This is a genomic window from Leifsonella bigeumensis (assembly GCF_039537265.1).
Lineage (GTDB): Bacteria > Actinomycetota > Actinomycetes > Actinomycetales > Microbacteriaceae > Terrimesophilobacter > Terrimesophilobacter bigeumensis.
In genome coordinates this window covers 1-24069 of record NZ_BAABAE010000004.1, presented here as the reverse complement: position 1 = coordinate 24069, position 24069 = coordinate 1, and the positions used below count along the sequence as shown (strand labels likewise).

Genomic DNA, 24069 nt, shown 5'->3' with positions numbered 1-24069 from the left:
TCCGAACGCCGTGGAGATAGCGCTGGCAGTCCGTGCGGGAAGGTTGGCGCTAAACCGCTGCCGTCACCCCGTCGGCAGTGCGCCCTCGAGCCTCGAACGCCGGTGCTGGTCCCGCCAGGCGAGCCAGTCGCGCACCTTCTCGAGATCGAAATCCGGCCCCCGCAGACCGAGGGTGAACATCGTGACGCCGAGGCTCACGAGCTCGTCCGCCTCCTCGTGCGTGCGCTGGCGGATCTCGGTCGACAGTTCGATCTCGCTCGTGTCGCGCCCGACATCCGCCCCGTGCGCGGCGAGGACGCCGAGCTTGCGTTCGAGGGTCTCCGCGTCGCTGAAGCTGTGCCAGATGTCGGCGTGCTCGGCGACGATGCGCAGCGTCTTCCTCTCGCCTCCCCCGCCGATGAGAATCGGGATGTCCCGGGTCGGTGCGGGGTTCAGTTTCGTCCAGCGATCCCGGATGACGGGCAGGTCACGGGCGAGTGCATCGAGCCGCGACCCCTTCGTCCCGAAGTCGTAACCGTACTCGTCGAAGTCGCGCTCGAACCAGCCGGATCCCGTGCCGAAGATGAACCGGCCGACCCCGCCGTTCGAGCCGGCGCTGATGTGGTCGATCGTGCGGGCCATGTCAGCCTGGAGACTCGGATTCCGATACGCATTGCAGTTGACGAGGCAGCCGAGCTCGACCCCCGTGGTCTGCTCCGCGATGGCGGCGAGCATCGTCCATGCCTCGAAGTGCAGCCCATCCGGCTCGCCGTCCAGCGGGAAGAAGTGGTCCCAGTTGAACACGATGTCGACGCCGAGCTCCTCGCACGCCGACACCGTGTCCCTGATGTTCCGATAGGTGGCGTGCTGGGGGGCGATCTGCACGCCGAGGCGCAGCGGACGGTTCGTGGTCATCCGATCAGACTATGCGGCGTGGCCGGGATGATGCGTCACCCGCGCTCGAGACGCCCGACCTCGTTGCCCGCGGTGTCGAAGAGCAACAGCCAGCCGTCGGCGTTGATTCCGGCCGAGGCGGCCTGTCCCACCCAGGACGGCACGGGCGCGCCCTCGCAGGCGATGAGCGTCGACGGGCCGGAGGTCGCCAGGAACTCGCCATCCTCCCCGACGGCCCAGCGGCCCTGGCCGCCGTTGCATCCGTCGGAGCCGGTCCAGGTGCCGCCTGCCTCGAACAGCACGTGCGGGTCGGTGGAGACCGCGTAGGCGACCGGGATCCACTTGCCCTCGAGGGCGGCATCCGTCGCCGGGGTCAGGCCGGCCGGCAGGGTGGCCGCAGCGTGGAAGTATTCGCGAACCTGGTCGGTGAGCTCGGGCGGTTGCGCGTAGAACTCGGCGGCGGTCGGGATCGGCTCCGGGGCGCCATCGATCGAGAGGGAGGCTACGGTCGCGCCCGAAGGGTCGATGAGGTAGTAGCCGTCCGGCGAGATCTTGAAGCCGGTGACGCTCTCGAGCCAGTCGACCTTCGGCATCGTGTTCGTGACGCAGTCGCCCATCCCACCGAACGGTGCGGCGATGAGGAGGGAATCGCTCGCGCGCCAGGAACCCATGATCATGCCGCAGTCGCGCCAGAGCTGGAACTCTCCCGCGTCGAGGCGCAGCCAGGTCGGGTCGGTCTCCCCCTCGGCACCGGTCACCCGCCAGAGGTTCACGAGACCGATCGCCTCGGATTCGCCGTCCGCGGGGGTGCCGATCATGGGCGGAGCGTCGGGGTTCGGACCGCTGGGGCCGCCGGGCTGCTGGCCCGCGCATCCGGTCAGCAGGAGCAGTCCGGCCAGCAGAGGGAGTGACAGGGCCGGTCGGACCAGGCCGGGCCGGTCCAGTGCGGGCATGCCGAATCGCGTCATGCCTCCACGCTGCCAGAGGGTTCCGGATGCCGCCACCCAACGTTTCGCACCCGCCACTCGTCGCGCCGGAGGGGAATCGGGGCGGATCAGCGGCCGAGGAACTTCTGCAGTGCGGCGAGTTCCTCCTCGCTGGGCGCCCCCTTCGCGGCGGCGCCTCCGAGGCCGAAACCCGAGCCGGCGGCGACCGTCGGCTTCGCACCCGCCGCGAGCGCGGCATCCTCTGCGGCACGCTTCGCCGGGTTGCCCGACCTCGAGCCCTTCTTCTTCTGCTGCTTGCGTGCGCCCCCGGAGTATCCCGCGCCGGGGATCGGCCCCATACCCGGTACCTGGGGAACGCCGCCCTTCGCGACGGTCTTCATCATCTTCGCGGCCTGCTCGAAACGGTTCACGAGGGCGTTGACCTCGGTCACCGTCATCCCCGAACCCTTCGCGATGCGCAGGCGCCGTGAACCGTTGAGAAGCCTGGGCTGCCGGCGCTCGGTGGGCGTCATCGACTGGATGATCGCCTCCGTGCGAGTGATCTCGCGCTCGTCGAAGTTGTCCAGCTGCTGGCGCATGCCCTTGGCGCCGGGCAGCATCCCGAGCATGTTCTTGATCGAGCCCATGTTCTTGAGCTGCTGCATCTGGGAGAGGAAGTCCTCGAGCGTGAAGGTGTCGGTCGCGAACTTCTCCGCGGTCTTGCGCGCCTCCTCCTCGTCGAAGGTCTTCTGCGCCTGCTCGATGAGCGTGAGGATGTCGCCGAGGTCCAGGATGCGGCTCGCCATCCGGTCGGGATGGAACGGCTCGAAATCGTCGAGCCCCTCCCCCGTGCTCGCGAACATGATCGGCCGACCGGTGACCGAGGCGACCGAGAGCGCAGCACCACCGCGCGCGTCGCCATCGAGCTTCGTCAGAACGACGCCCGTGAAGTCGACGCCGTCCTGGAAGGCCTTGGCGGTCGTGACGGCATCCTGCCCGATCATCGCGTCGATGACGAAGAGCACCTCGTCGGGGTCGATCGCCTTGCGGATGTCGGAGGCCTGCTTCATGAGTTCCGCATCGACGCCGAGACGACCGGCCGTGTCGACGATGACCGTGTCGTACTGGCGGCGCTGGGCCTCCTTGACACCGTCTTTGGCCACCTTGACCGGGTTACCGACCCCATTCCCCGGCTCCGGCGCCCAGACCGGCACGCCGGCCTGCTCGCCCACCACCTGAAGCTGGGTCACGGCGTTCGGGCGTTGGAGGTCCGCGGCGACGAGAAGCGGCGTGTGACCTTCTCCGGCGAGCCATTTCGCGAGCTTGCCGGCGAGGGTCGTCTTTCCGGCACCCTGCAGGCCGGCGAGCATGATGACGGTGGGCGGGTTCTTGGCGAACTCGAGTCGGCGCTGCTGGCCGCCGAGGATCGTGACGAGCTCGTCGTTGACGATCTGCACGACCTGCTGGGCGGGGTTGAGGGCCTTGCTGACCTCATCGCCGAGGGCGCGCTCGCGCACCCTGCCGGTGAAGTCTTTGACGACGTCGAGGGCGACATCCGCGTCGAGCAGGGCACGACGGATCTCGCGGACGGTTCCGTCGACATCGGCAGGGGTCAGCTTGCCCTTGCCGCGCAGTTTCTTGAAGGCGTCGGCGAGGCGGTCGGTGAGGTTTCCGAAGGTGGCCATGGTGCCCCTAGCTTAATCGAGAAGGTCCGGGCTTCTCCGCCACAGGATGGCCGGTACCGGACCACGATCAATCCGGCGTGATGGGCAGAAAAGGGCGAACCGGCCTGCACGCTGAGTTGGTGCCGTTCGGCAGAACCATGTCGGGGATCGTCGCTAGGGTTGCCGCATGCGGCACGGCATCGTCATCCTCCCCCAGCAACCATGGGCCGAGGCCCGACACACCTGGCAGCAGGCCGAAGAGCTCGGCTTCGACCACGCCTGGACCTACGACCACCTGTCCTGGCGCAGCCTCGCCGACCAGCCATGGGGCGCCACGATTCCGACCCTCACCGCGGCGGCCGCCGTGACGTCCACCATCCGGCTCGGCACGTTCGTGTCCTCGCCGAACTTCCGGCATCCGGTGCCGTTCGCGAAGGATCTCGCGACACTCGATGACGTCTCAGGCGGCCGCTTCCTGCTCGGGGTGGGCTCTGGCGGCACCGGGTTCGACGCGTTCGTGCTCGGGCAGGAGCAGCTCACCGGCCGCGAACGCCACGAACGATTCGTCGAGTTCGTGCGAGGCCTCGACGCGCTCCTGCGCTTCGAGGCGCCGGGCAGCGGAGGCATCAGTTTCGACGGCGAATGGTTCACCGCGCACGAGGCGAGGATGGTGGGCACGCCCGCCCAGCATCCGCGCATGCCGTTCATCGTCGCTGCCGACGGGCCGAAGGGCCTGCAGCTCGTCGCGGAACTCGCGGACGGCTGGGTCACGCTGGGCCGCGAGTCGGAGACACCGGATGCCTGGTGGCGGTCGGTCGCCGAGGTCTCGCATCGGCTCGACGACGTCCTCGCCGACCGTGGACGGGACTCCGCCTCTCTCGACCGCTACCTCAATCTCGACTCCCAAAGCTACGCGCTCACGAGCGTGGGCGCCTGGGACGATGCCGTCGGGCGCGCGGCAGAGCTCGGCTTCACGGATGTCGTCACCCACTGGCCGCGCACCGACGGCATCTACGCGGGCAGCGAAGACGTTCTGGTCGAGGTGGCCGGCCGTCTGCGCCGATGAGATGCAGCGCCCATGAGATGCAGCGCCCATAGCTGCAGCGCCGATGGGCACAGGGCGCACTGATGCGGGAACATCCGAACCCGCCTAACGTGGAAGCATGACGACTCCCTTGATTCGCAGTTTCGGTGGGAACACGCCGGATGTCGACGCGACCGCGTGGGTCGCCCCCAATGCCACCCTCGTCGGCCAGGTCACGCTCGGTCCGGAGTCGAGCGTGTTCTACGGCGCCGTCCTGCGCGGCGACACGGATGCGATCGTGCTCGGCGCCCGCAGCAACCTTCAGGACAACGTCGTCGTCCACTGCGACACGGGCATGCCGACGACGATCGGTTCCGGTGTGAGCGTCGGCCACGGCGCGGTCGTTCACGGCTGCACGATCGAGGACGACTGCCTCGTCGGCATGCACGCGACGGTCATGAACGGCGCGACGATCGGTGCCGGCTCACTCGTCGCAGGGGGCGCTGTCGTGCTCGAGGGCACGGTCGTTCCGCCGCGCTCCCTCGTCGCGGGCGTGCCGGCCAAGGTCCGTCGCGAGCTCAGCGATGACGAGCTCGCCGGCATCCGCGCCAACGCCGATCACTACGTGGAGCTCAGCCGGGCACACTCTGCGCTTTAGCGGCGGCCTCGCGCCGCTCGAACGCCAGGTGGATGGCCCACACCGCGACGGCGACGACGCCGAACGCGCAGAAGAGCACGATCCAGCGCACGAAGTCACCGGCGATCTCGCCCCAGGAGTTCGGAATGGTGAGCAGGACCAGCATGAACGCGAGCAACCCGACCAGGTAGCAGAGCGCCCACAGCCACTTGTTGTAGTCGAACAGCTTGTGGCCGTCGAGCGCCAGGAGCGGCAGGAGGGCGAGCGGGAGGCTCGCGATTCCCTCGATCGTGACGGCACTGAAGAACTCGGATGCCGAAACGAGCAGCAGATTCCCCGGAGCTCCTGCTGCGATGGGCGCGAGGAGGCTGAACCCCACCCAGGCGAGGAGTGCGACGGCGAGCCCGAACCCCGTGCCGAGGACGACCACCATCGCGTTCTTCGCCTTGGACAGGGTGGTGGCGAAGACGAGCCCCGCGACGAGCCCGAAGATGACCCCGGGATGGAACTCGAGGAGGCGCGCGATCAGCACCGCGACAGTGACCAGGATGAGCGAACCCCAGCGGAACTTGACCGTGGCCACGGCATCCGGGTGCCGTTTGCGCATGATCACCCTCACGAGGGACCAGGCGGCGACGTTGAACACGAGCAGCGAGAGGAAGGCCGTCACGAGCAGCCTCGCCGACATCGCATTCAGTCCGAAAGACGGGTCGACGAATCCGCTGATGATCGACGCGATCAGGAGGCCGGGAATGAACAGCCAGCCGAACAGTCTGGTCGGCGCAGGCGTATCGACCGCGGATGCCGCCGCGGAATCCGTACCGGCCTGGTCCGGGACCGCAGACGTGGTACCGCCGGCACCCACCGCCTTCGACCTGCGTGCCGCCCGCCGTTTACGCATCCGGTCGACGAACTGGTCGTATCGAGGACCGATGACCGAGTTCAGGAGCGAGCCCGGATACCCGATCACGAGAGTCAGGATGACGGCGGTCCCTCCGACGGCCGCAGCGCCGGTGGGAGTCACTGCGACGTCGCCGATCGATTTGAGTCCACTGAGCACGCTCGGGTCGGCTATTCCGTCGCCAGCGAACGATTCGGTGAGCACCACCTCGACGACGAGGCTGGGGGTGGTGAATACGCTGCCGTTCGTCGTGTAGGTGTCCCCGTCGGCGTAGCTGAGGCTGATGATGTCCCGGTTCGTCGCCGCGTTGCCGAACCGCCCGCCTGCGAAGAGAGGGGGCGAGTCGAGGGCGGCGAGCTGGTCGGCCGAATACAGCACGCTGTTCTGCATCCCGCCGCCGGTGTCGATCGAGGTGATCGCGGCGTAGTTCGTCAACCACCCCTGCTCCTCGAATGCGCGCGCCATCCGCACGACGACGTCGAAGTCGACATCGGCGTAGACGAGCGTGTACTCGACGGCGGAACCGGTGTCGAGGCCGAAAGGGCGGTCGGCGTCGCGTACCGCGCAATCCCATGCTGCGACTCGCAGGGGCGGCGGCAGGTACCGCAGCTCAGGGGTGAAGAACTCGAGGCTCTCCTGGTCGTAGTAGGAGTCGGCGCAGGCGCTCTCGTCGGCGTACGCCGGGGAGGCCGGGGTCGCCACCACGAGTGGGAACATGATGACGGCCAGCGCCAGGATTAGTCGGGTCATCCGAGACACGGGTACACGTTAGTGGTCGGCGGGCGCCCAGCGCGAGAGTTTTTTCGCGCGACGATCGGGCGGCGAACGCCGGAAGGGAATGCCGGCAGGCTCGAGTTCAGCCGACCAGATTCTGCACGAAGACGTGCGGGGTGAAGCCGGTCAGGTCGCCGATCCCCTCACCCTGGCCGACGAGCTTGATCGGGATACCGGTCCTCTCCTGCACGGCGAGCACGAAGCCGCCCTTCGCCGAACCGTCGAGCTTCGTGAGCACGAGTCCCGTGACGCCGGCGTGCTCGATGAACGCCTCCGCCTGGGCGAGCCCGTTCTGCCCGGTTGTCGCGTCGAGCACGAGGAGCACCTCGGCGATCTCGGTCTGCTTCTCGACGACGCGCTTGATCTTGCCGAGCTCGTCCATGAGCCCGCTCTTGGTCTGAAGGCGGCCCGCGGTGTCGATCAGCACGATGTCGATTCCCTCCCGCTGCGCCTTCTCGACGGTCTGGAACGCGACGGATGCCGGGTCCTGCCCCTGCTGCTGCGGCTTGACGATCTGCGCCCCTCCGCGCTCCGCCCAGGTCGCGAGCTGCTCGACAGCGGCGGCCCGGAAGGTATCCGCCGCGCCGACGACGACACTGCGGCCGTGACCCGCGAGGAATCTCGCGAATTTGCCGATCGTCGTCGTCTTGCCGACCCCGTTGACCCCGACGACGAGCACGACGGCGGGGCGCGCGGAGAGGGTCAGGGTCGGGTCGAGACGGGCGAGGCGTTCCTCGAGGGTCTCGCGCAGCATCCGCTTGAGGTCGGCGGGATCCGTCGTCCTGAACCGATCCACGCTCGCCCGCAGTTCGGTGACGACCGAGTCGGTCACATCCGGTCCGAAATCCGCCGAGATGAGGGCGTCCTCGAGGTCGTCCCAGGTCTCGTCGTCGATCGTCTTCTTCGCGAACATGCCGCGAAGCGCGCCGCCGAGCGACCAGGGCCTGGAACTCTCAGCCATGAGAGAGAGCCTAGACGCTATCGGATGTCGGCCGGTCGCCGCGCGGGCGCCAGGTGCCGCACCGACCAGAACCCGACGACGGCGACGAGCAGCAGGCACACGACGCCGAGGCCTGAGTAGCCGACGAGAGCGAGCACCGGGCCGGCGAGTGCACCGCACACCGCGGCCGTCGAGTTCATGAGCAGGTCGGAGACCCCCTGCAACCCCGCCCGGTCGTCGACCGGTGCGGACTCCGCGACGAGGGTCGACCCTGCGATCGTCGACGCGGACCAGCCGAGTCCGAGGAACACGACGCTCACGATGACGAGCACCTGCGAGTGGCTGCCGACCCATGCGGTGAGGAGCGACACCACAAGCATGCCCTGACCGAACAGGATCGTCGGGATGCGGCCCCAGCGGTCGGCGAGCCAGCCGAAGGCTGGGGAGAGCGCGTACATCCCCGCGATGTGGAGGCTCAGGGCGAAACCGACGATGATGAGCGTCGCCCCGTGCTCATAGAGGTGCACGGGTGTCATCGACATCATCGCGACCATCGTCGCGTGGCTGAGGGCGACGGCGGCGACCGCGTACCGGGCGAGCGCGTTCACGCGCAGGGTCGCAAAGCCGTGCCGGGGCGGCGCGCCCTCGCGCGCTGGCGCGTTCGCCAGTGCGGTGAGCAGCGGATCCGGCCGCAGGGCGAAGTAGTAGACGAGCATCGCCGCGACCTGCGCCGCAACCGTGAAGACGAAGGGACCGGTGAGGGTCGGAAGCCCGATGGCCCCGCCGATCAGTTCCCCCGGCTCGATGAGATTCGGGCCGAGGACCGCGCCGATCGTGGTCGACCACACGACGAGCGAGAGTTGCCGCGCCCGGTGCAGGGGCACGGCGAGGTCGGTCGCCGCGAACCGCGCCTGCAGGTTCGTGGCGGACCCGGCTCCGGCGAGCGCGAGCCCGACGAGGAGCAACGGGAAGGAGCCGAGTGCGGCGGCGAAGGTCGCCAGCACCGCTCCCAACGCCGCGACGATCGAGCCGATCGAGAGCGCGACGCGACGGCCCCTGGCTTGGGCCGCGCGAGCGAGCGGCACCGCGATGAGGGCGGCGCCGAGCGTGCTCATCGTCGCCGCCATGCCGGACCACGCTGGCGAGCCGCTGACATCCGAGGCCAGGAGAGCCCCGACCGAGACGGTCGCGCCGAGCCCGATCCCGCCGAGGATCTGCGCGAACACGAGGGCGCGGATGACCCGCTTCTGGATGGCGGCGGTCTCGATCACCGCGCAAGTCTATTGCTGCGCCCCTCTTCGGCGAAGGAACGGTTACGCTCTTCAGCCGGCTCGCGAAGAGCAGTAACTGACCCCTCACGCAGAGGGGACGAGCAATCAGCTGGCCTGTTCCTCGTGCGCGACGCGCTGGCCGACGACAGCACTCACGCCGTCCTGGCGCATCGAGACGCCGTAGAGCGCATCCGCGATCTCCATCGTGCGCTTCTGGTGGGTGATCACGATGAGTTGTGAGCCCTCCCGAAGTCCCTCGAGCACGGTGAGAAGCCGCCCGAGGTTGGCGTCGTCGAGTGCTGCCTCCACCTCGTCGAGGATGTAGAACGGGCTCGGCCTCGCCGTGAAGATCGCGATGAGCAGGGCGACCGCCGCGAGCGAGCGCTCCCCGCCGCTCAGGAGCGACAGCCGCTCGATCTTCTTGCCGGCCGGTCTCACGGTGACGTCGATGCCGGTCGTGAGCAGGTCGTCCGGCTCGGTGAGATGGATGCTGCCGGCGCCGCCGGGGAACAGTACGGGGAAGACCTCGTTGAAGGCTGCCTTGGTGTCCTCGAACGCGCTCGCGAAGATCTCCTGCATCCTGTCGTCGATGTCCTCGATGATCGTGAGGAGGTCCCTGCGGGTGTTGGTGAGGTCGGTGAGCTGCTCGGTCAGGAACCTGTGACGCTGCTCGAGCGCCTCGAACTCCTCGAGGGCGAGCGGGTTGACGCGGCCGAGCTGGGCGAGCTTGCGCTCGGCCTTGGTGAGCCGGGCCTCCTGCTCGGCGCGCACGAACGGCTTCCCCGCCCCAAATGAAGGCATTCCCGCGCCCACCTGGTCCGAGTCGCCCATGTTCTCGGCACCAGCATCCGGGATTGCCTTCATTTGGGACGCGACCGCGAGGTCGGCGGGCATCGCGTCGGCATGCGCCACGTCGACGGACAGCGGATCGGCGGGCACCGGCACCTCGGGCCCGTACTCGGCGACGAGCACGTCCTCGACGAGCCCGAGCTCCTCGCCCGCGCGCTCGAGCAGACTCGACAGCTGGAGCTTCTTCTCGTAGATCTGCATCTCGAGCCCGTGCACGCTCTCGCTGATCGCAGAAAGCCGCTCACGCAGCGAACTCTCCTCGCGACGCAGCACGGCGAGCTCCTCGTTCTGCTGGGCGCGCTCCGACTCGCGCGCGGCGAGTTCGACGCGCGCCTGCGACACCGAACGGTCGACGGTGTCGAGCACCGGCGGTAACGCCTCGATGACCCTCTGCGCGGACTCGAGCTGGCGACGACGGATGACCGCACGCCTCGCCGCCTCCTCGGCCGCCGCGCGATCCTCGTCCAGCTGCCTCGCGAGCTGGACCGCGCGAAGCTCCTCGGCCCGTACCCGCTCGCGCGCCGTCTCCAGTTGCAGCCGCGCCTCGACCTCGAGCTCTCGCGCAGTGTCCAGTTCGGCAGAGAGCCCATCGCGTGCGGCGACATCCAGGATGGGCCGCGGTGCGGACTGCGCCGCCTCCAGCTGGCCGCCGGCCGCCTCGGATGCCTTCACGGCATCCGCCACCGTCTCGGTCGCGAGAGCGAGGCCCCGCTCCAGTCGCTCGGACTCGGCCTGGGCGGCCTCCACCTGCACACGCGCACGGCTGAGCTTCTCGGTGCGGGCCGCGAGCTGCGCGTCGAACTCGCGCAGGGCGGCGAGCGCCGCTGTCGCCCGCTCCTTCGCTGCGTCGAGCACGGCCCGCTGCTCGGCGAGGGCGAACTGGGCCCGGTCGATCAACGTCGTGACCTCGGTATGCCTGGCCTGCGCGGCCTCACGGTCCGCGACGAGTTCGACGCGCGATCTTTTGGCGCCGGAGCCTCCGCGCAGCACCCACCGGCTCAGCACGTCTCCGGCCTTCGTGATGACCGTCACCGTCGAGTCGTCCCCGATGGCCTTCCAGGCGCGGCGGGCGACGTCGAGGTCGTCGGCGATGACGACATCCGCGAGGATGCCGAGCACGCCGCCCGGCGCGGTCACGACGGAAGCCGCCGCAACGGCGCCCGCGGGCAGGTCGGCCTGAAGGCCCACGCGTGCCCCAGCGGCGCCGGCATCGGCGAGCAGCACCTCGACTCGCCCGAGCTCGTCGGAGCGGGCGAGCTCGATCGCATCGACGGCGGAGCCCCGGTCGTCGGCCAGCACCGCATCGGCGAGCGAGCCGAGCGCGGCCGCGACCGCAGCCTCGAACCCCGGCTGCACCTGGATGTGCTCGGCGACGAGTCCCCGGATGCCGCGGAGATTCTTCGCGACGAGCGCGCTCGAGCCGTCCTTCTGATCGAGGGCGCTCGAGAGGGCGCTCGTGCGGGCGGCGAGCCCCGAGCGTTCCCGCTCGTGACCGTGAAGCTCCTCACGAAGCCGCTCGATCTCGGCTTCCGCCGCCGTCACCTCGGCCTGTGCGGCCTCGTAGGCTGCGTCAAGATCGGTCTCCGCCGTCTCGCCGAGGGCGGCATCCGTCTCGAGGCTCGCGAACTGCGCCTGTGCGGCTTCGCGCCGCTCGATGGCCGCGTCGAGGGCGTTCTGCTGGCGGAGCACCTCGCCGCGCACGGCGGCGAGTCTGGAGGCCGCCGTCTCCGCCTGTCCGGTGAGCTTCGAGAGCTCGAGGTCGTGCTTCGAGACGAGCGAACTCTGCAGGGCGATCTCCTCGTCGAGCGCATCCAGGTTCGCCTTCGCCTGCCCGCTCGCGAGCTGGGTCGCATGCCACGCATCCTCCGCCGAGGTGACCGCCTCCGCCAGCCGCTCGACCTCGGCCTTCGCATCGACGACCTGCTGCGGGGTCACGGCGCTCCCTGCTCCCGGGTCGTCCACCTGGGTGCCGAGCAGCGCGAGCCGCTGGTTAGCCAGGGTGAAGAGTCCGCGCAGGCGCTCCTGCACCGACTCGAGTCCGAACGCGGTACGGCGGGCGATGTCGACGGCATCGCCGACCTGTGCCTGCTCGATGTGCTGCTCGCGCAGCTTGTTCTGGTCGAGCTGCTCCTGCAGCACGATGCGCTCGGTCTTGCGCTCCGACTCGCTGCGACCGTGCAGCGTGAGGCTCGACCGCAGCGTGACGACCTCGTCAGCGAGAAGTCTCGCCCTCGCGTCGCGGACGATCGCGGCGATCGACTGGGCCTCCTTCGCGATCTCGGCCTGATGCCCGAGAGGCTTCAACTGGCGTCGGATCTCGCCGGCGAGGTCGCTCAGGCGGGTGAGGTTCGCCTGCATCGCCTCGAGCTTGCGCAGGGTCTTCTCCTTGCGGCGGCGATGCTTGAGGATGCCGGCGGCCTCCTCGATGAACCCCCGCCGTTCATCCGGGGTCGCGTGCAGCACCTGGTCGAGCTGCCCCTGCCCGACGATGACGTGCATCTCCCGGCCGAGCCCGGAGTCGCTCAGGAGCTCCTGCACGTCGAGCAGGCGGCAGGCCTCGCCGTTGATCGCGTACTCGCTGCCGCCGTTGCGGAACAGCGTACGACTGATCGTGACCTCGGAATAATCGATCGGGAGGGCGCCATCCGCGTTGTCGATCGTGAGCACGACCTCGGCACGGCCGAGCGGGCCCTTCGTCGCCGTGCCGGCGAAGATGACGTCCTCCATCTTGCCGCCGCGGAGGGTCTTCGCGCCCTGCTCCCCCATGACCCAGGCGAGCGCATCCACCACATTGGATTTGCCGGAGCCGTTCGGCCCCACGACACAGGTGACCCCCGGCTCGAAGGCGAAGGTGGTCGGTTGGGCGAAGGACTTGAACCCCTTGAGGGTCAGGCTCTTCAGGTACACCGCGGTGCCCTCCTCGACCCGACGAAACTCATCCAACTACGGTACCGGAACGACGGGAGGGTTCCGTCGATTACAACGGTTCGGTTTCTCTCCGGCACAGGCCGCTCGCCGCGCATGTATCCTGATCGGCTTTGCACTTCTCGCCCCGACACCCTGTCGAGGGACGGACCATCGACACGGAGTGACCCCATGACCGCTTTCACGATCGACCAACTGGTGATCCCGGCCACGATCGACGCACCGGATGCGGCCGGTTTCATCGAGATGACGCACGTCCGCAACGAGATCGAGGCCGACACCGTCGGCAACCGCGACCTGTGTTACGAGCCCGCGGAGCTCCTGCCGAACTGGCAGGACTCGTACCAGCCCCAAACCTGCCTCGTTGCGCGGGTCGACGGGCGCATCGTCGCCCGCGCCATCTACCAGGCGCCCATCGAAGAGGACTCCAAGGATGCCTGGCTCGCGATCGAGGTGCTGCCCGCGTTCCGTCGGCGCGGTATCGGCTCCGCGCTCTACGAGAGGCTGGTGGCGATGTGCGCAGCCGATGACCGCACCGTGCAGCAGGGCTATTTCATCCACAAAGGCGCCGACGGATCGGAGCAGTTGCCGTCTCCGACCGGCTTCGGTTCGGTCCCCCTCGATAACCCGGAGACTCGATTCCTGCTTGAGCGGGGATTCGCCCTTGAGCAGGTCGAGCGGATGAGCCGCCTCGCACTTCCCGTGGATGAGACCGAGTTCGCGCGACTCTTCGACTCTGCCCTGGCTGCTGCTGGCGAGGACTACCGGCTCGTCCGGTGGACCGGGCGCACCCCCGAGCAGTGGGTCTCCGACATCGCCCTCCTCCACCAGCGGATGAGCACGGATGCGCCGGCGGCCGGCCTCGAGGTCAACGAGGAGAACTGGGACGACGACCGGGTGCGCACCATCGACGACCGTCAGGAGGAGAGCCCGCGCACGATGCTCCTCACCGTTGCCGAGCATGTGCCGTCGGGCAGGCTCGCGGGCTTCACCGAGCTCTCGGTTCCCGCCGAACTCGAACGGCCGGTCGAGCAGCAGGACACCCTCGTGCTCAAGGAGCACCGCGGCCACCGGCTGGGGATGCTCCTCAAGCTCGCGAACCTGCAGTACCTCGCCGAGACGCACCCGGGGCATCCGTCGGTCACCACCTTCAACGCCGAGGAGAACCGTCGCATGCTCGATGTCAACGAGGCGATCGGTTTCGTTGCGGTTGGCTACGGAGGCGGCTGGAAGAAGGACACCGGCGTGAGTTAGTGCCGGCCGCAGCTCGCCAAGCTCGTCGCGTCGTGTCGCGTCGTATCAGGCAGTCTGCCGGCGCCGGCGAGCCGCGACGAAGACCGCTCCGCCCAGCAGCAGGAGACCGCCCAGCAGCCCGCCCATCCGCGCGTCGACCCCAGTCGCCGCCAACTCGTTGTCGATGGTCGGGGCCGACTCGATCTCGAGCGTGTAGGCCGCGGCATCCGATCCGGCCGAATTGCTCGCGGTGACGGTGAACGCGAAGCTCCCTGAGGTCGTCGGAGTGCCCGAGACGGTGCCGGAGACGGGGTCGAGATCCAGACCCGCCGGCAGTTCGCCCACGGTCACCGCGAAGGTCGGCGCCTCGTACCCGGATGCCGTCACGGTGAACGAGTAGGCCGAGTTCTGGGTGGCGGCCGACGGTAGACCTGACGTGATCGCCGGTGCGACCGCGTCGACGGCGATGACCGTCACCGAGTCGTCGTCCTCGTTGGTGACATAGGCCTTTGGCTGGGTGAGGGAGAACGCCGTAAGCACCGGGCGGTTCCCCATCGGGATCGTCGCGACAACCGCCGCCGTGACCGGGTCGATCACCGAGATGGAGTCGCTATTGAGGTTAGTGACGTAGATCTTGGTGCCATCCGGGGAGAACGCCGGAATGTAGGGCTGTGTCCCCAGACCGAGCGCGATGGTCACCGTGACGGCGGCGGTCGCCGCATCGATCACCGACACGGAGTTCTCTAACTGGTTCGCGACGTAGACCAGGGAGCCGTCCGGGGAGACCGCGATGCCCGACGGGAAGGATCCGACGTCGATCGGCGCACCAACCACCGCCCCCGCGACGGTATCGATCACTGACACCGAGCTCCCGCCTTGGTTCGCGACATAGGCCCGAGAGCCGTCCGGGGAGATTGCAATGCCGCTCGGGCTGGTACCGACGGCGACCGTCGCCACGACGAGACCGCTTGAGGTGTCGATGATCGACACCGAACCGTCAGCGCGGTTCGTGACATAGGCACGTCCGCCGTCTGACGCGAACGCCACCGAGATCGGTTCGGAACCGACGGCGATCGTGTCGACGACGGCATCCGTGTCCGTGTCGATCACCGACACCGAGTTAGAGAAGCGATTGGTTACGTAGGCCATTGCCTCGTCCGGGGAGAAGGCGACGAAGAGTGGGTTGGAACCGACCGTGATCGTGCCCACCACGGTATCCGTGGCTGTATTGATGACCGACACCGAGTCGGAGCCGCTGTTGACGACATACGCCTTAGAGCCATCCGGAGCGAATGCCACGCCGCCCGGCGCGTCTCCGACGGAGATCGCCGGCGGGACCACCGCATCCGCCCAGGCGGGCGATCCGGCCCCGAGGACGAGGCCGGCCGCGAGCGTCGCAGCGGCAGCCAGGAGCAATCGCGAACGACCAACTGAAAAGTGCGCGGGACGCGAAGGGGTCGAAGCTGCTGTCGCCATCGGGTGCGTGCTCCAAGTCAGGGGAAAAGGAAGTGGTATCCGCTCACCTTATCCTGCTGATATACCGCTTACCAGACCGCTCAGTTCCCGGAGCGGCTACGCAGGCGCTGGCAGTGCGGGCAGAAGTGACTGCCGCGGTTCATGAACTGCTCGCGCACGATCGGGCGGCCGCAGCGCGGGCACGGCCGGCCCTGCTGCCCGTAGGCGTTGAGTGAGTGGGAGAAGTACCCCGACTCGCCGTTGACGTTGAGATACTGCGCGTCGAAACTCGTGCCGCCCTCGGCGAGGGCCTTCGCGAGCACGGCGCGCACCTCGGTGAGCAGGGCTTTCGCGCGCGGACGGCTCAGAGCATCCGTCGGCTGGTCGTAGTGGATGCGCGCCGCCCAGAGCGCCTCGTCCGCGTAGATGTTGCCGATTCCGCTCACGAGGCTCTGGTCGAGCAGCGCGCGCTTCACCCCGGTGCGGCGCCGGCGGAGCGCGGCCAGGAATCGCGCGTCGTCGAAGTGCGGGTCGAGCGGGTCGCGCGCGATGTGGGCGACGGATGCCGGCAGCCGCTCGCCGGGAGCATCCGGCCCGAGATCTGCCGCCGCCACGAGCGCGTCGATCGCCATCGAACCGAAGATGCGCTGGTCGACGAAGTTGAGCCGTACCGGTCCGTTCTGCGGATGCTCGAGGTCGATCCGGATGCGCGTGAGGGCATCCTGGGTTCCGGGCGGCCTCAACAGCACCTGCCCGCTCATCCCCAGGTGCACGACGAGCGCCTCACCGTCGCCGAACGGATTCGAAAGCAGGGGCAGCCAGAGGTATTTGCCGCGGCGGGACGGCGCCGCGAGCACGGCGCCGGTGAGGCGGTCGACGAAGTCCTCCGCCGGCCCAGGATGCCGCCGCAGCGAGCGTTCGTCGAGCACCTCGACGCGGGTCACCCGCGCACCCGTGGCGAAGGGGACGAGGCCTGCACGCACCACCTCGACCTCAGGCAGTTCGGGCACGATCAGTCGCCGGCGATGCCCGGGGCGCCGAGAGCGCCACCGTTCCCTGTCGCCTCGACCCGGCCTGCAGTGCCCGCGACGCGAGCCGGGCGCCGCGTCCCGACTCCGCCGGCATCCGCCTGCAGTATGTTCCAGGCCTCGAGCGCTGCCGCCATCTCCGCGTGCTTCTTGCTCGAGCCCTCGCCCGAGGCGACCTTGTCACCGGAGAGCATCACGACCGCGCGAAACCGCTTCGAGTGGTCGGGGCCGCTGTCGGTCACCTCGTAGTGCGGAAGTCCGTACCCGAGGACGGCGGCGAGCTCCTGAAGGCTCGTCTTCGGGTCCATCGACGCACCGAAGCGGTCCGGACTGTCCATGAGCGGTCGGATGAGGCGCAGTACGAGCTCCGTCGCCGGGTCCGGCCCGAGGTCGAGGTATGCGGCACCGATGACCGCTTCGACGGTGTCGGCGAGGATCGACGACTTCTCGCGCCCCCCGGTGTGCTCCTCGCCCTTGCCGAGCCGGATGAACTCACCGAGCCCGATCCGGCGCGCCACCTCCGCGAGCGCGACACTGCTCACGAGACTCGCCCGTCGCTTGGCGAGCTCGCCCTCGTCGAGATCGGGATTCTCGGTGTAGAGCATGACCGTGACGGCCTGGCCGAGAATCGAGTCGCCGAGGAACTCGAGGCGCTCGTTGTGGGCGATACCGCCGTTCTCGTACGCGAACGAACGGTGTGTCAGGGCAAGCTCAAGCAGCCCCGGGGCGATCGGGGCTTTGAGCCGGAGCGCGAGTTCCTGGGGGTCAGTGGCGTCACCGTCCCTGCGCTCCCCCTGGTCCGACATCCCTGGTGTCGGTCGATCAGACGTCGGCGACCTTGCGACCCTTGTACTCCAGGTACAGGGGTGTGCCGGTCGAGTCCTCGACGACCTTCGCGCGGTGCGGAAGGCTGTAGACGACCTTCCCGCCCTCGATCGTCTTGACGAGGGTCGGCGGGGTAGCCTTCCACTGGGCGCGGCGCGCACGGGTGCTGGCGCGCGACATCTTGCGCTTGGGAACAGCCATGGTTATCTCTTCTCTTTCTCGGCGCCGCTTTCCGCAGCCCCAACGTCTTCTTCTTTGACCCCCGCGAGCCCGCCGAGCGCAGCCCACCGTGGATCGACGGGCACCTCATGCTCGTGCCCGGGATTGTCCAGGAGCCGCACCCCGCACTGCGGGCACAAACCTGTGCACTCCGCCTGGCAGACGGGCTGGAACGGCAGTGACAATACCACCGCGTCCCTGACCACGGGTTCGAGATCCACCTGGGTCTCGTGAACGTCGTAGTCGAATGCGTCGTCAAGAGAATACGCGAAAACCTCCCGGATTTCGACCTCGACCACTTCCTCGAGGTCGATGAGGCACCGAACGCACTCCCCCCGGGCGACCGTGTCGACTTCCGCCGAGACGAGGATGCCCTCGTGCAGCGACTCCAACCGCACGTCGATATGCACCGGCTCGCCCTCGCGCACACCGATGACCGCGTTGCCCCAGCCTGCCGGAGCGGCGACCTCGATCGTGCGTTCGCGCATCTCGCCCGGCCGGTGGATGAGGTCGACGACATCCAGCGTCAGCGCTATCTTCCTCAGCGCTGTCTTCCCCGGCGCAGACTTCCTGGGGGGAGTCTTCTTCACGTGAACCACCGCATCAGCCTAATCCGCGGGCCCGATCCGCGCAGGCCCGATCCATGGCGCCGGCGAACACCCGGTCTCAGGACTTCTCGACCGCGGTGAACGCCTCGTCGTAGATCCGCAGGGCGCTGGCCACCTCATCCGTGGTCACGACGCACGGCGGCACGACGTGGATGCGGTTCTCCGAGGCGAACGGCAGCAACCCGCGCTGCTGGAGCTCGGACTTGAGCGCGCCGATCACCGCCGCGTTCACCGGCTCGTGCGTCGCCCGGTCGGCCACGAGGTCGAGCGCCCAGAAGACGCCGACGCCTCGCACCTCGCCGATCATCGGATGCTTCGCCTGCAGCTCTGCGAGCCCGGGCGCCAGGTGGTCGCGCCCGATCGTGGCTGCGTTCTCGATGATGCCTTCTTCGTCCATGGCGTCGAGCGTCGCCACGATCGCCGCCATGGCGAGCGGATGCCCCGAATAGGTGAGCCCGCCGGGGAACACCTCGTCGACGAACGCGTTCGCGATCGACTCAGAGATGACGACGCCGCCCGCCGGCACATAGCCGGAGTTGACGCCTTTGGCGAAGGTGATGAGGTCGGGGACGACACTGTTCCTGCCGTCGCCGAAGTCGCCCTGGAAGGCGAACCATTCCCCCGTGCGGCCGAACCCGGCCATGACCTCATCGAGGATGAGCATCATGCCGTACTTGTCGGCGAGAGCACGAAGCCCGGCGAGATAACCGGCCGGTGGGACGAGGATGCCCGCCGTGCCCGGCACGCTCTCGACGAGGATCGCCGCGATCGACTTCGGTCCTTCCGCCTGAATGATCCGCTCGAGGCTGTGCAGCGCTCGCTCGCACTCCTCCTCGGGCGTCGTCGCCCAGAACTCGCTGCGGTAGAGGAAGGGTCCAAAGAAGTGCACATGTCCGCGCGAGTACTCGTTGGGCACGCGTCGCCAGTCGCCGGTCGCGCCGATCGCCGCACCGGTGTTGCCGTGGTAGGAGCGGTACTGCGAGAGCACCTTGTCGCGCCCCGTCACGAGGCGCGCCATCCGGATCGCGTTCTCGTTGGCATCCGCCCCGCCGTTCGTGAAGAACACCCGGCTGAAGGTGGACCCGGCCTTCGCGAGGATGCGCTTGGCGGCCTCGCCTCGCGGCAGGCTGGCGTGCGCCGGCGCGATCATCGTGAGCACGTCGGCCTGCGCCTTGATGGCGGCGATGACCTTCGGATGCTGGTGGCCGATGTTCATGTTGACGAGCTGGCTCGAGAAGTCGAGGTACTCCCTGCCGTCGTAGTCCCACATCCTGCTGCCGAGCGCGCCGGCGGGCACGAAGGGTTTGAGCGCGCCCTGCGCCGACCAGGAGTGGAACACGTGCGCCCGGTCGAGGTCGTATGCGAGCTTGCCCTCTGCACTATCGACGGCGTGCGTCTGCGAGCCGTCGGCGGTGTGGGACTGTCCTGCGGTCATTCTCTAGTTCTCTCTCTTCGCAATGATGTGATCGCGCAATGCGGGGATCACAGTCTCACCGTAGACCCGAAGCGTCTCTTCCTTGTTGTCGTGCTGGAGGTAGCCGGCGAACTGGTCGACTCCCATGTTCTTGAACTCCTTGAGCTTGGCCACGTGGTCCTCGACCGGGCCGAGGATGCAGAACCGGTCCACGATCTCGTCGGGCACGAAGTCGGTGTGGGTGTTGCCCGCCTGGCCGTGTTCGTTGTAGTCGTAGCCTTCGCGACCCTTGATGTAGTCGGTGAGCGCCTTGGGAACGGCCGAGTCCTCGCCGTACTTGGCGACGATGTCGGCGACGTGGTTGCCGACCATCCCCCCGAACCAGCGACACTGGTCGCGCATATGCTCCCACCCGTCGCCCACGTACATGGGGGCGGCGACGCAGAATTTGACGGCATCCGGATCGCGTCCGGCCGCCTTCGCCGCCTTGCGCACGGTCGCGATCATCCACTCGGCAACGTCGAGGTCGGCCAACTGCAGGATGAAGCCGTCGCCCACCTCGCCCGTGAGCTTGAGGGCGAGCGGGCCGTAGGCGGCGACCCAGACCTCGAGTTCGGAGTCGTGGCTCCAGGGGAACTGCAGTTGCGCCCCGTTGTATTCGACACCGCGGCTGTTGGCGAGCTCCCGGATGACGTGGATCGACTCGCGCAGCGTCTTCAGGTTGGTGGGCGCACCGTTGGTCACGCGCACCGCCGAGTCGCCGCGGCCGATCCCGCAGATCGTGCGGTTGCCGTACATCTCATTGAGTGTCGCGAAGATGGATGCGGTGACCGTCCAGTCCCTGGTGGCCGGGTTCGTCACCATCGGGCCGACCTTGATCTTGTGCGTCTCGGCCAGGATCTGGCTGTAGATGACGTAAGGCTCCTGCCACAGCAGGTGCGAGTCGAAGGTCCACACGTGGCTGAAGCCGTGCTGCTCCGCGAGTTTCGCGAGGGCGACGGTACGGGAGGCCGGCGGGTGCGTCTGGAGTACTGCTCCGAAATCCATGGTGCTCCTAGATCAGGTACTGCGAGAGACCGCGCTTGAAGTACTTGCCGTCGCCCTTGGCACCGACGTACTCGTCGCCGTCGACGATGACCTTGCCGCGGGAGAGCACGGTGTCGACGTGGCCGTCGATCTCGAAGCCCTCCCAGGCGGAGTAGTCCATGTTCATGTGGTGGGTCTTGTTGAGCCCGATCGAGGTGTGCCCGTTCGGGTTGTAGACCACGACATCCGCATCAGCGCCGGGCTGGATGACGCCCTTCTTGCCGTACATGCCGAACATCCGCGACGGGGTCGTCGAGGTGACCTCGACCCAGCGCTCGAGGGAGATGTTGCCCTCGACGACGCCCTGGTAGAGCAGGTCCATGCGGTGCTCGACCGAGCCGATGCCGTTCGGGATCTTCGAGAAGTCGCCGATTCCCATGTCTTTCTGACCCTTCATGCAGAACGGGCAGTGGTCGGTCGACACCATCTGGATGTCGTTGGTGCGCAACGCTTGCCACATGTGGTGCTGGTGACCTTCTGCGCGCGAGCGCAGCGGCGTCGAGCACACCCATTTGGCACCCTCGAATCCGGGGGCGCCCAACTGCTCCTCGAGCGAGAGGTAGAGGTACTGCGGGCAGGTCTCGCCGAACACGTTCTGGCCGAGGTCGCGGGCGTGGGCGATCTGCTCAACCGCCTGCTTCGCGCTCACGTGCACGACGTAGAGCGGTGCACCGGTGAGGTTGGCAATCATGATGGCACGATGGGTGGCCTCCTCCTCCGCCTGCCAGGGGCGGGTGAGCCCGTGGTAGTAGGGCGAGGTGTTGCCGGCCTCGATGGCCTGCTTCACGAGCACGTCGATGACCGCGCCATTCTCGGCGTGCATCATCATGAGCGCACCGTTCTGGGCGCCCTTCTGGAAGGCGCGCAGGATCTGACCGTCGTCCGAGAGGAACACGCCCTTGTAGGCCATGAAGAGCTTGAAGCTCGACACGCCCTCCTTGATGAGCTCATCCATCGCCACGAGCGAGGAGTCCTGCACATCGGAGAGGATCTGGTGGAACCCGTAGTCGATGGCGCAGTTGCCCGCGGCCTTCTCATGCCAGGCGTGGTATTGGTCGAGTACGTTCTGGTCGGGGTACTGCACGACGAAGTCGACGATGCTCGTCGTACCGCCCCAGGCGGCAGCGCGGGTCCCGGTCTCGAAGGTGTCGCTCGCGTTCGTGCCGCCGAACGGCATCTCCATGTGGGTGTGGGCGTCGACGCCGCCCGGGATGACGTACTTGCCGGTCGCGTCGATGACCGTGTCCACATTCTTCTCGATGTCGAACCCCAGGAGGTGCGATCCCGGGGCCAGCACGGCGGCGATCGTCTCGCCGTCGATGAGCACGTCGGCGGATGCGGTTCCGGTCGAGTTCACGACCGTGCCGTTCTTGATCAGAGTCTTCATGTCAGCTCCTTTGCAGACATCCGGCGACTATGGCTTGGGGATGGAGGTGTAGGAGTCCGGCCTGCGGTCACGGTAGAACTGCCAGTCGTCGCGCATCTGCTTCACCATGTCCATGTCGAGATCGCGGATGAGGACCTCTTCGTCGGTGCCCGAGCCCCGCTCGCCGACGAAGTTGCCGCGCGGGTCGATGACCTGGCTGGTTCCGTAGAAGTCGACGGCGAGCTCGCCGTACTCGTTGTCCTCGCGCCCGACCCGGTTGGGTTGGAGCACGAAGTATCCGTTGGCCACGGCGGCAGCCGGGCCCTCGACCTCCCAGAGCCGGTTGGAGAGTCCGGGCTTGGTGGCGTTCGGATTGAACACGATGTGCGCGCCATTCAGGCCCAGCTCGCGCCAGCCCTCGGGGAAGTGCCGGTCATAGCAGATGTAGAGCCCGATCTTGCCGACGGCGGTGTCGAACACCGGGTAGCCCATGTTGCCGGGGCGGAAGTAGAACTTCTCCCAGAACCGGTCGAGGTGCGGAAGGTGGTGCTTGCGGTACTTGCCGAGGATCGTGCCGTCCGCGTCGACGATGACGGCCGTGTTGTAGTACACGCCCGTCATGTCCTCCTCGTAGATGGGGAGGATCATGACCATGTTCAGCTCTTTCGCCAGCTTGGCGAAGCGCTGCACGATGGGGCCGTCGGCCGGCTCGGCGTACGCGTAGTACTTCTTGTCTTCGGTGATGCCGAAGTATGGCCCGTAGAAGAGTTCCTGGAAGCAGATGACCTGGGCCCCCTCGGCGGCGGCATCACGGGCGAACTGCTCGTGCTTCGCAAGCATCGATTCCTTGTCGCCGGTCCAGGTGGTCTGGGTGATGGCGGCGCGTACGACAGTCATGGGGTTCCTCCACGTCGAGTTGTTTCCCGGGTATCCATCGAGCATAGGACGTTTACGCAAGCCCCGGATTGCTCAGATGAGCAACGCGACGGATGCCCCCTGGTCCCTTCCTGCCGAGCCCTGAACGCCCTCTCGTTCTCGCCGCCGATGCCGGGAGAGGGTGCTCCTGCTCTCCAGCCGAATCGCGGTCTGCTGCGGGTCGACCGCCGTCGGGGGCGTGAGCCAATACCGGCCGTCCGCGTCCCGATGGATCTCCCAGCGATTGTTGTGCAGGAGCAGGTGGTGGAACCGGCACAGCAGGATGCCGTTGCCGACATCCGTTCGGCCGCGATCGCGTTTCCACTGTTCGATGTGGTGGGCCTCCGTGAAGGCCGGAGGCTGGGTGCATTCCGGCCACAGGCAGCCACCGTCCCGCACCGCAAGGGCTCCCCGCTGCCGACGGCTGAAGAGCCGCTGCCTCCGACCGACGTCAAGGGGGTTGTCGCAGGTGTCGATCGTGACTTCCTGCCAGGTGGCGTCGCACAGTGCGGCTTCGGCTGTGCCGAGGGGGATCACCGTTCCGGTCGATTCGATCTCCGCGAAGGAGGACGGCTGCCCGGTACGGTCCACGGCCACGACGACCTTGACGAGCGTGTGGTCGCCGTTCGGCACCGTCTCCTCGCCCGTCGGGCCTGCCGACTGACTCCCGGACTTCACGAGGGCGACGAGCCCGTCGAGCGTGATGCGGTCGGTCGTGCGCGGGTCGTCGATGACCGCCTGCGCCCGGGCGACATCCTCGGGCCTCGTGAAACGCGGTCCACCCCGACGCGGACTCGTGAGAGGGTCGAGGGCGCCCAGGAGCACGGCTGCGGACTCCGGGTCGGCCTGCCCTGCATACCCGTACATCCCGTTGGCCTTGCGGAACAACCGGAACCCGCCCTGCAGATACAACTCCTGCTGACGGGCGGCGATGCCGTCGAGATCGTTGAGATCCCGTTCGGCGCGTGCCCTCTGGAAGAGGGCATCCGCGGGCAGGTCGCTGTACCGCGACAGCAACTCCGTTGCGAGCGCCCGCAGCTTCTCGGCCGTCATGTCACCCCCGGGTTTGCCGAGTCCGCGTCGGAGGGCGTCGGCGCTGTCGATGCTGAGGGTCCCGCGGGTGATGGCTTGGCAGA

Annotated in this window: 20 protein-coding genes; 3 read left to right on the top strand and 17 right to left on the bottom strand. The window is 68.0% G+C overall.

Annotated features, from left to right (window positions below):
* Positions 1-63: 63 nt before the first annotated feature.
* From ABD678_RS12490 to ffh, 3 genes are all read right to left on the bottom strand, one after another.
* The gene (locus ABD678_RS12490) at positions 64-894 is read right to left on the bottom strand and encodes an LLM class F420-dependent oxidoreductase (RefSeq protein ID WP_344757256.1); all 831 of its coding nucleotides are present in this window, start codon (positions 892-894) and stop codon (positions 64-66) included.
* 35 nt (positions 895-929) lie between these two features.
* Complete coding sequence (locus ABD678_RS12485) at positions 930-1841, bottom strand: META domain-containing protein (protein WP_344757254.1); 912 nt, start codon at positions 1839-1841, stop codon at positions 930-932.
* Positions 1842-1927: 86 nt separating this feature from the next.
* Positions 1928-3484, bottom strand: a complete 1557-nt coding sequence (ffh, locus tag ABD678_RS12480; protein WP_344757252.1) for a signal recognition particle protein — start codon at positions 3482-3484, stop codon at positions 1928-1930.
* A 166-nt stretch (positions 3485-3650) separates the two neighbouring features.
* Between ffh and ABD678_RS12475 the strand changes: the two genes are divergently transcribed.
* On the top strand, positions 3651-4529 hold the full coding sequence (locus ABD678_RS12475) for an LLM class flavin-dependent oxidoreductase (RefSeq protein ID WP_344757250.1): 879 nt from the start codon (positions 3651-3653) through the stop codon (positions 4527-4529).
* A 97-nt stretch (positions 4530-4626) separates the two neighbouring features.
* Positions 4627-5145, top strand: a complete 519-nt coding sequence (locus tag ABD678_RS12470) for a gamma carbonic anhydrase family protein (protein ID WP_344757248.1) — start codon at positions 4627-4629, stop codon at positions 5143-5145.
* Here the strand turns inward: ABD678_RS12470 and ABD678_RS12465 are convergent.
* From ABD678_RS12465 to smc, 4 genes are all read right to left on the bottom strand, one after another.
* Positions 5120-6775 carry a hypothetical protein gene (locus ABD678_RS12465; RefSeq protein WP_344757246.1) on the bottom strand — a complete coding sequence of 552 codons (1656 nt, stop codon included), beginning with the start codon at positions 6773-6775 and terminating at the stop codon, positions 5120-5122. The genes ABD678_RS12470 and ABD678_RS12465 overlap by 26 nt on opposite strands.
* A 106-nt stretch (positions 6776-6881) precedes the next feature.
* Positions 6882-7760 carry a signal recognition particle-docking protein FtsY gene (gene ftsY, locus ABD678_RS12460; protein ID WP_344757244.1) on the bottom strand — a complete coding sequence of 293 codons (879 nt, stop codon included), beginning with the start codon at positions 7758-7760 and terminating at the stop codon, positions 6882-6884.
* A gap of 17 nt (positions 7761-7777) precedes the next feature.
* Complete coding sequence (locus ABD678_RS12455) at positions 7778-9010, bottom strand: MFS transporter (protein WP_344757242.1); 1233 nt, start codon at positions 9008-9010, stop codon at positions 7778-7780.
* Between the two features lie 105 nt (positions 9011-9115).
* On the bottom strand, positions 9116-12766 hold the full coding sequence (gene smc, locus ABD678_RS12450) for a chromosome segregation protein SMC (protein ID WP_344757589.1): 3651 nt from the start codon (positions 12764-12766) through the stop codon (positions 9116-9118).
* A gap of 189 nt (positions 12767-12955) precedes the next feature.
* Here smc and ABD678_RS12445 point away from each other — a divergent pair, with 189 nt between their 5' ends.
* The gene (locus ABD678_RS12445; RefSeq protein ID WP_344757240.1) at positions 12956-14038 is read left to right on the top strand and encodes a GNAT family N-acetyltransferase; all 1083 of its coding nucleotides are present in this window, start codon (positions 12956-12958) and stop codon (positions 14036-14038) included.
* A gap of 45 nt (positions 14039-14083) precedes the next feature.
* On the opposite strand, the gene ABD678_RS12440 is transcribed toward ABD678_RS12445, so the two are convergent.
* The 10 genes from ABD678_RS12440 to ABD678_RS12395 form a co-directional block, all read right to left on the bottom strand.
* Positions 14084-15433, bottom strand: a complete 1350-nt coding sequence (locus tag ABD678_RS12440; protein ID WP_344757238.1) for a YVTN family beta-propeller repeat protein — start codon at positions 15431-15433, stop codon at positions 14084-14086.
* Between the two features lie 140 nt (positions 15434-15573).
* Positions 15574-16482, bottom strand: coding sequence for a bifunctional DNA-formamidopyrimidine glycosylase/DNA-(apurinic or apyrimidinic site) lyase (mutM, locus tag ABD678_RS12435; protein ID WP_344757236.1), 909 nt, complete (start codon positions 16480-16482; stop codon positions 15574-15576).
* A gap of 2 nt (positions 16483-16484) precedes the next feature.
* Positions 16485-17306 carry a ribonuclease III gene (gene rnc / locus ABD678_RS12430; RefSeq protein WP_344757234.1) on the bottom strand — a complete coding sequence of 274 codons (822 nt, stop codon included), beginning with the start codon at positions 17304-17306 and terminating at the stop codon, positions 16485-16487.
* Between the two features lie 16 nt (positions 17307-17322).
* Positions 17323-17526: a 50S ribosomal protein L32 gene (gene rpmF, locus ABD678_RS12425; RefSeq protein WP_344757232.1), complete on the bottom strand. Its 204-nt coding sequence runs from the start codon at positions 17524-17526 to the stop codon at positions 17323-17325.
* 2 nt (positions 17527-17528) lie between these two features.
* A complete protein-coding gene (locus ABD678_RS12420) occupies positions 17529-18143 on the bottom strand; it encodes a YceD family protein (RefSeq protein ID WP_344757230.1) in 615 nt (204 codons plus the stop codon).
* Between the two features lie 67 nt (positions 18144-18210).
* A complete protein-coding gene (locus tag ABD678_RS12415; RefSeq protein ID WP_344757228.1) occupies positions 18211-19587 on the bottom strand; it encodes an aspartate aminotransferase family protein in 1377 nt (458 codons plus the stop codon).
* Positions 19588-19590: 3 nt separating this feature from the next.
* The gene (locus ABD678_RS12410) at positions 19591-20613 is read right to left on the bottom strand and encodes a TIGR03842 family LLM class F420-dependent oxidoreductase (RefSeq protein ID WP_344757226.1); all 1023 of its coding nucleotides are present in this window, start codon (positions 20611-20613) and stop codon (positions 19591-19593) included.
* Positions 20614-20620: 7 nt separating this feature from the next.
* The gene (gene hydA, locus ABD678_RS12405; RefSeq protein ID WP_344757224.1) at positions 20621-22039 is read right to left on the bottom strand and encodes a dihydropyrimidinase; all 1419 of its coding nucleotides are present in this window, start codon (positions 22037-22039) and stop codon (positions 20621-20623) included.
* Positions 22040-22066: 27 nt separating this feature from the next.
* Positions 22067-22915 carry a nitrilase-related carbon-nitrogen hydrolase gene (locus ABD678_RS12400; RefSeq protein WP_344757222.1) on the bottom strand — a complete coding sequence of 283 codons (849 nt, stop codon included), beginning with the start codon at positions 22913-22915 and terminating at the stop codon, positions 22067-22069.
* 72 nt (positions 22916-22987) lie between these two features.
* Positions 22988-24069: HNH endonuclease signature motif containing protein (locus ABD678_RS12395; RefSeq protein ID WP_344757219.1), on the bottom strand; the 1082-nt coding region annotated here is incomplete at its 5' end.

Excerpts from the sequence above, each read along its gene's own strand:
- ABD678_RS12465 (WP_344757246.1), bottom strand. The coding sequence starts at position 6,775 with ATGACCCGACTAATCCTGGCGCTGGCCGTCATCATGTTCCCACTCGTG.
- ABD678_RS12400 (WP_344757222.1), bottom strand. The coding sequence starts at position 22,915 with ATGACTGTCGTACGCGCCGCCATCACCCAGACCACCTGGACCGGCGAC.
- rpmF (WP_344757232.1), bottom strand. The coding sequence starts at position 17,526 with ATGGCTGTTCCCAAGCGCAAGATGTCGCGCGCCAGCACCCGTGCGCGC.
- ABD678_RS12410 (WP_344757226.1), bottom strand. The coding sequence starts at position 20,613 with ATGGATTTCGGAGCAGTACTCCAGACGCACCCGCCGGCCTCCCGTACC.
- ABD678_RS12445 (WP_344757240.1), top strand. The coding sequence starts at position 12,956 with ATGACCGCTTTCACGATCGACCAACTGGTGATCCCGGCCACGATCGAC.
- ftsY (WP_344757244.1), bottom strand. The coding sequence starts at position 7,760 with ATGGCTGAGAGTTCCAGGCCCTGGTCGCTCGGCGGCGCGCTTCGCGGC.
- ffh (WP_344757252.1), bottom strand. The coding sequence starts at position 3,484 with ATGGCCACCTTCGGAAACCTCACCGACCGCCTCGCCGACGCCTTCAAG.
- ABD678_RS12475 (WP_344757250.1), top strand. The coding sequence starts at position 3,651 with ATGCGGCACGGCATCGTCATCCTCCCCCAGCAACCATGGGCCGAGGCC.
- ABD678_RS12490 (WP_344757256.1), bottom strand. The coding sequence starts at position 894 with ATGACCACGAACCGTCCGCTGCGCCTCGGCGTGCAGATCGCCCCCCAG.
- hydA (WP_344757224.1), bottom strand. The coding sequence starts at position 22,039 with ATGAAGACTCTGATCAAGAACGGCACGGTCGTGAACTCGACCGGAACC.
- ABD678_RS12470 (WP_344757248.1), top strand. The coding sequence starts at position 4,627 with ATGACGACTCCCTTGATTCGCAGTTTCGGTGGGAACACGCCGGATGTC.
- rnc (WP_344757234.1), bottom strand. The coding sequence starts at position 17,306 with ATGTCGGACCAGGGGGAGCGCAGGGACGGTGACGCCACTGACCCCCAG.
- ABD678_RS12485 (WP_344757254.1), bottom strand. The coding sequence starts at position 1,841 with ATGACGCGATTCGGCATGCCCGCACTGGACCGGCCCGGCCTGGTCCGA.
- ABD678_RS12415 (WP_344757228.1), bottom strand. The coding sequence starts at position 19,587 with ATGACCGCAGGACAGTCCCACACCGCCGACGGCTCGCAGACGCACGCC.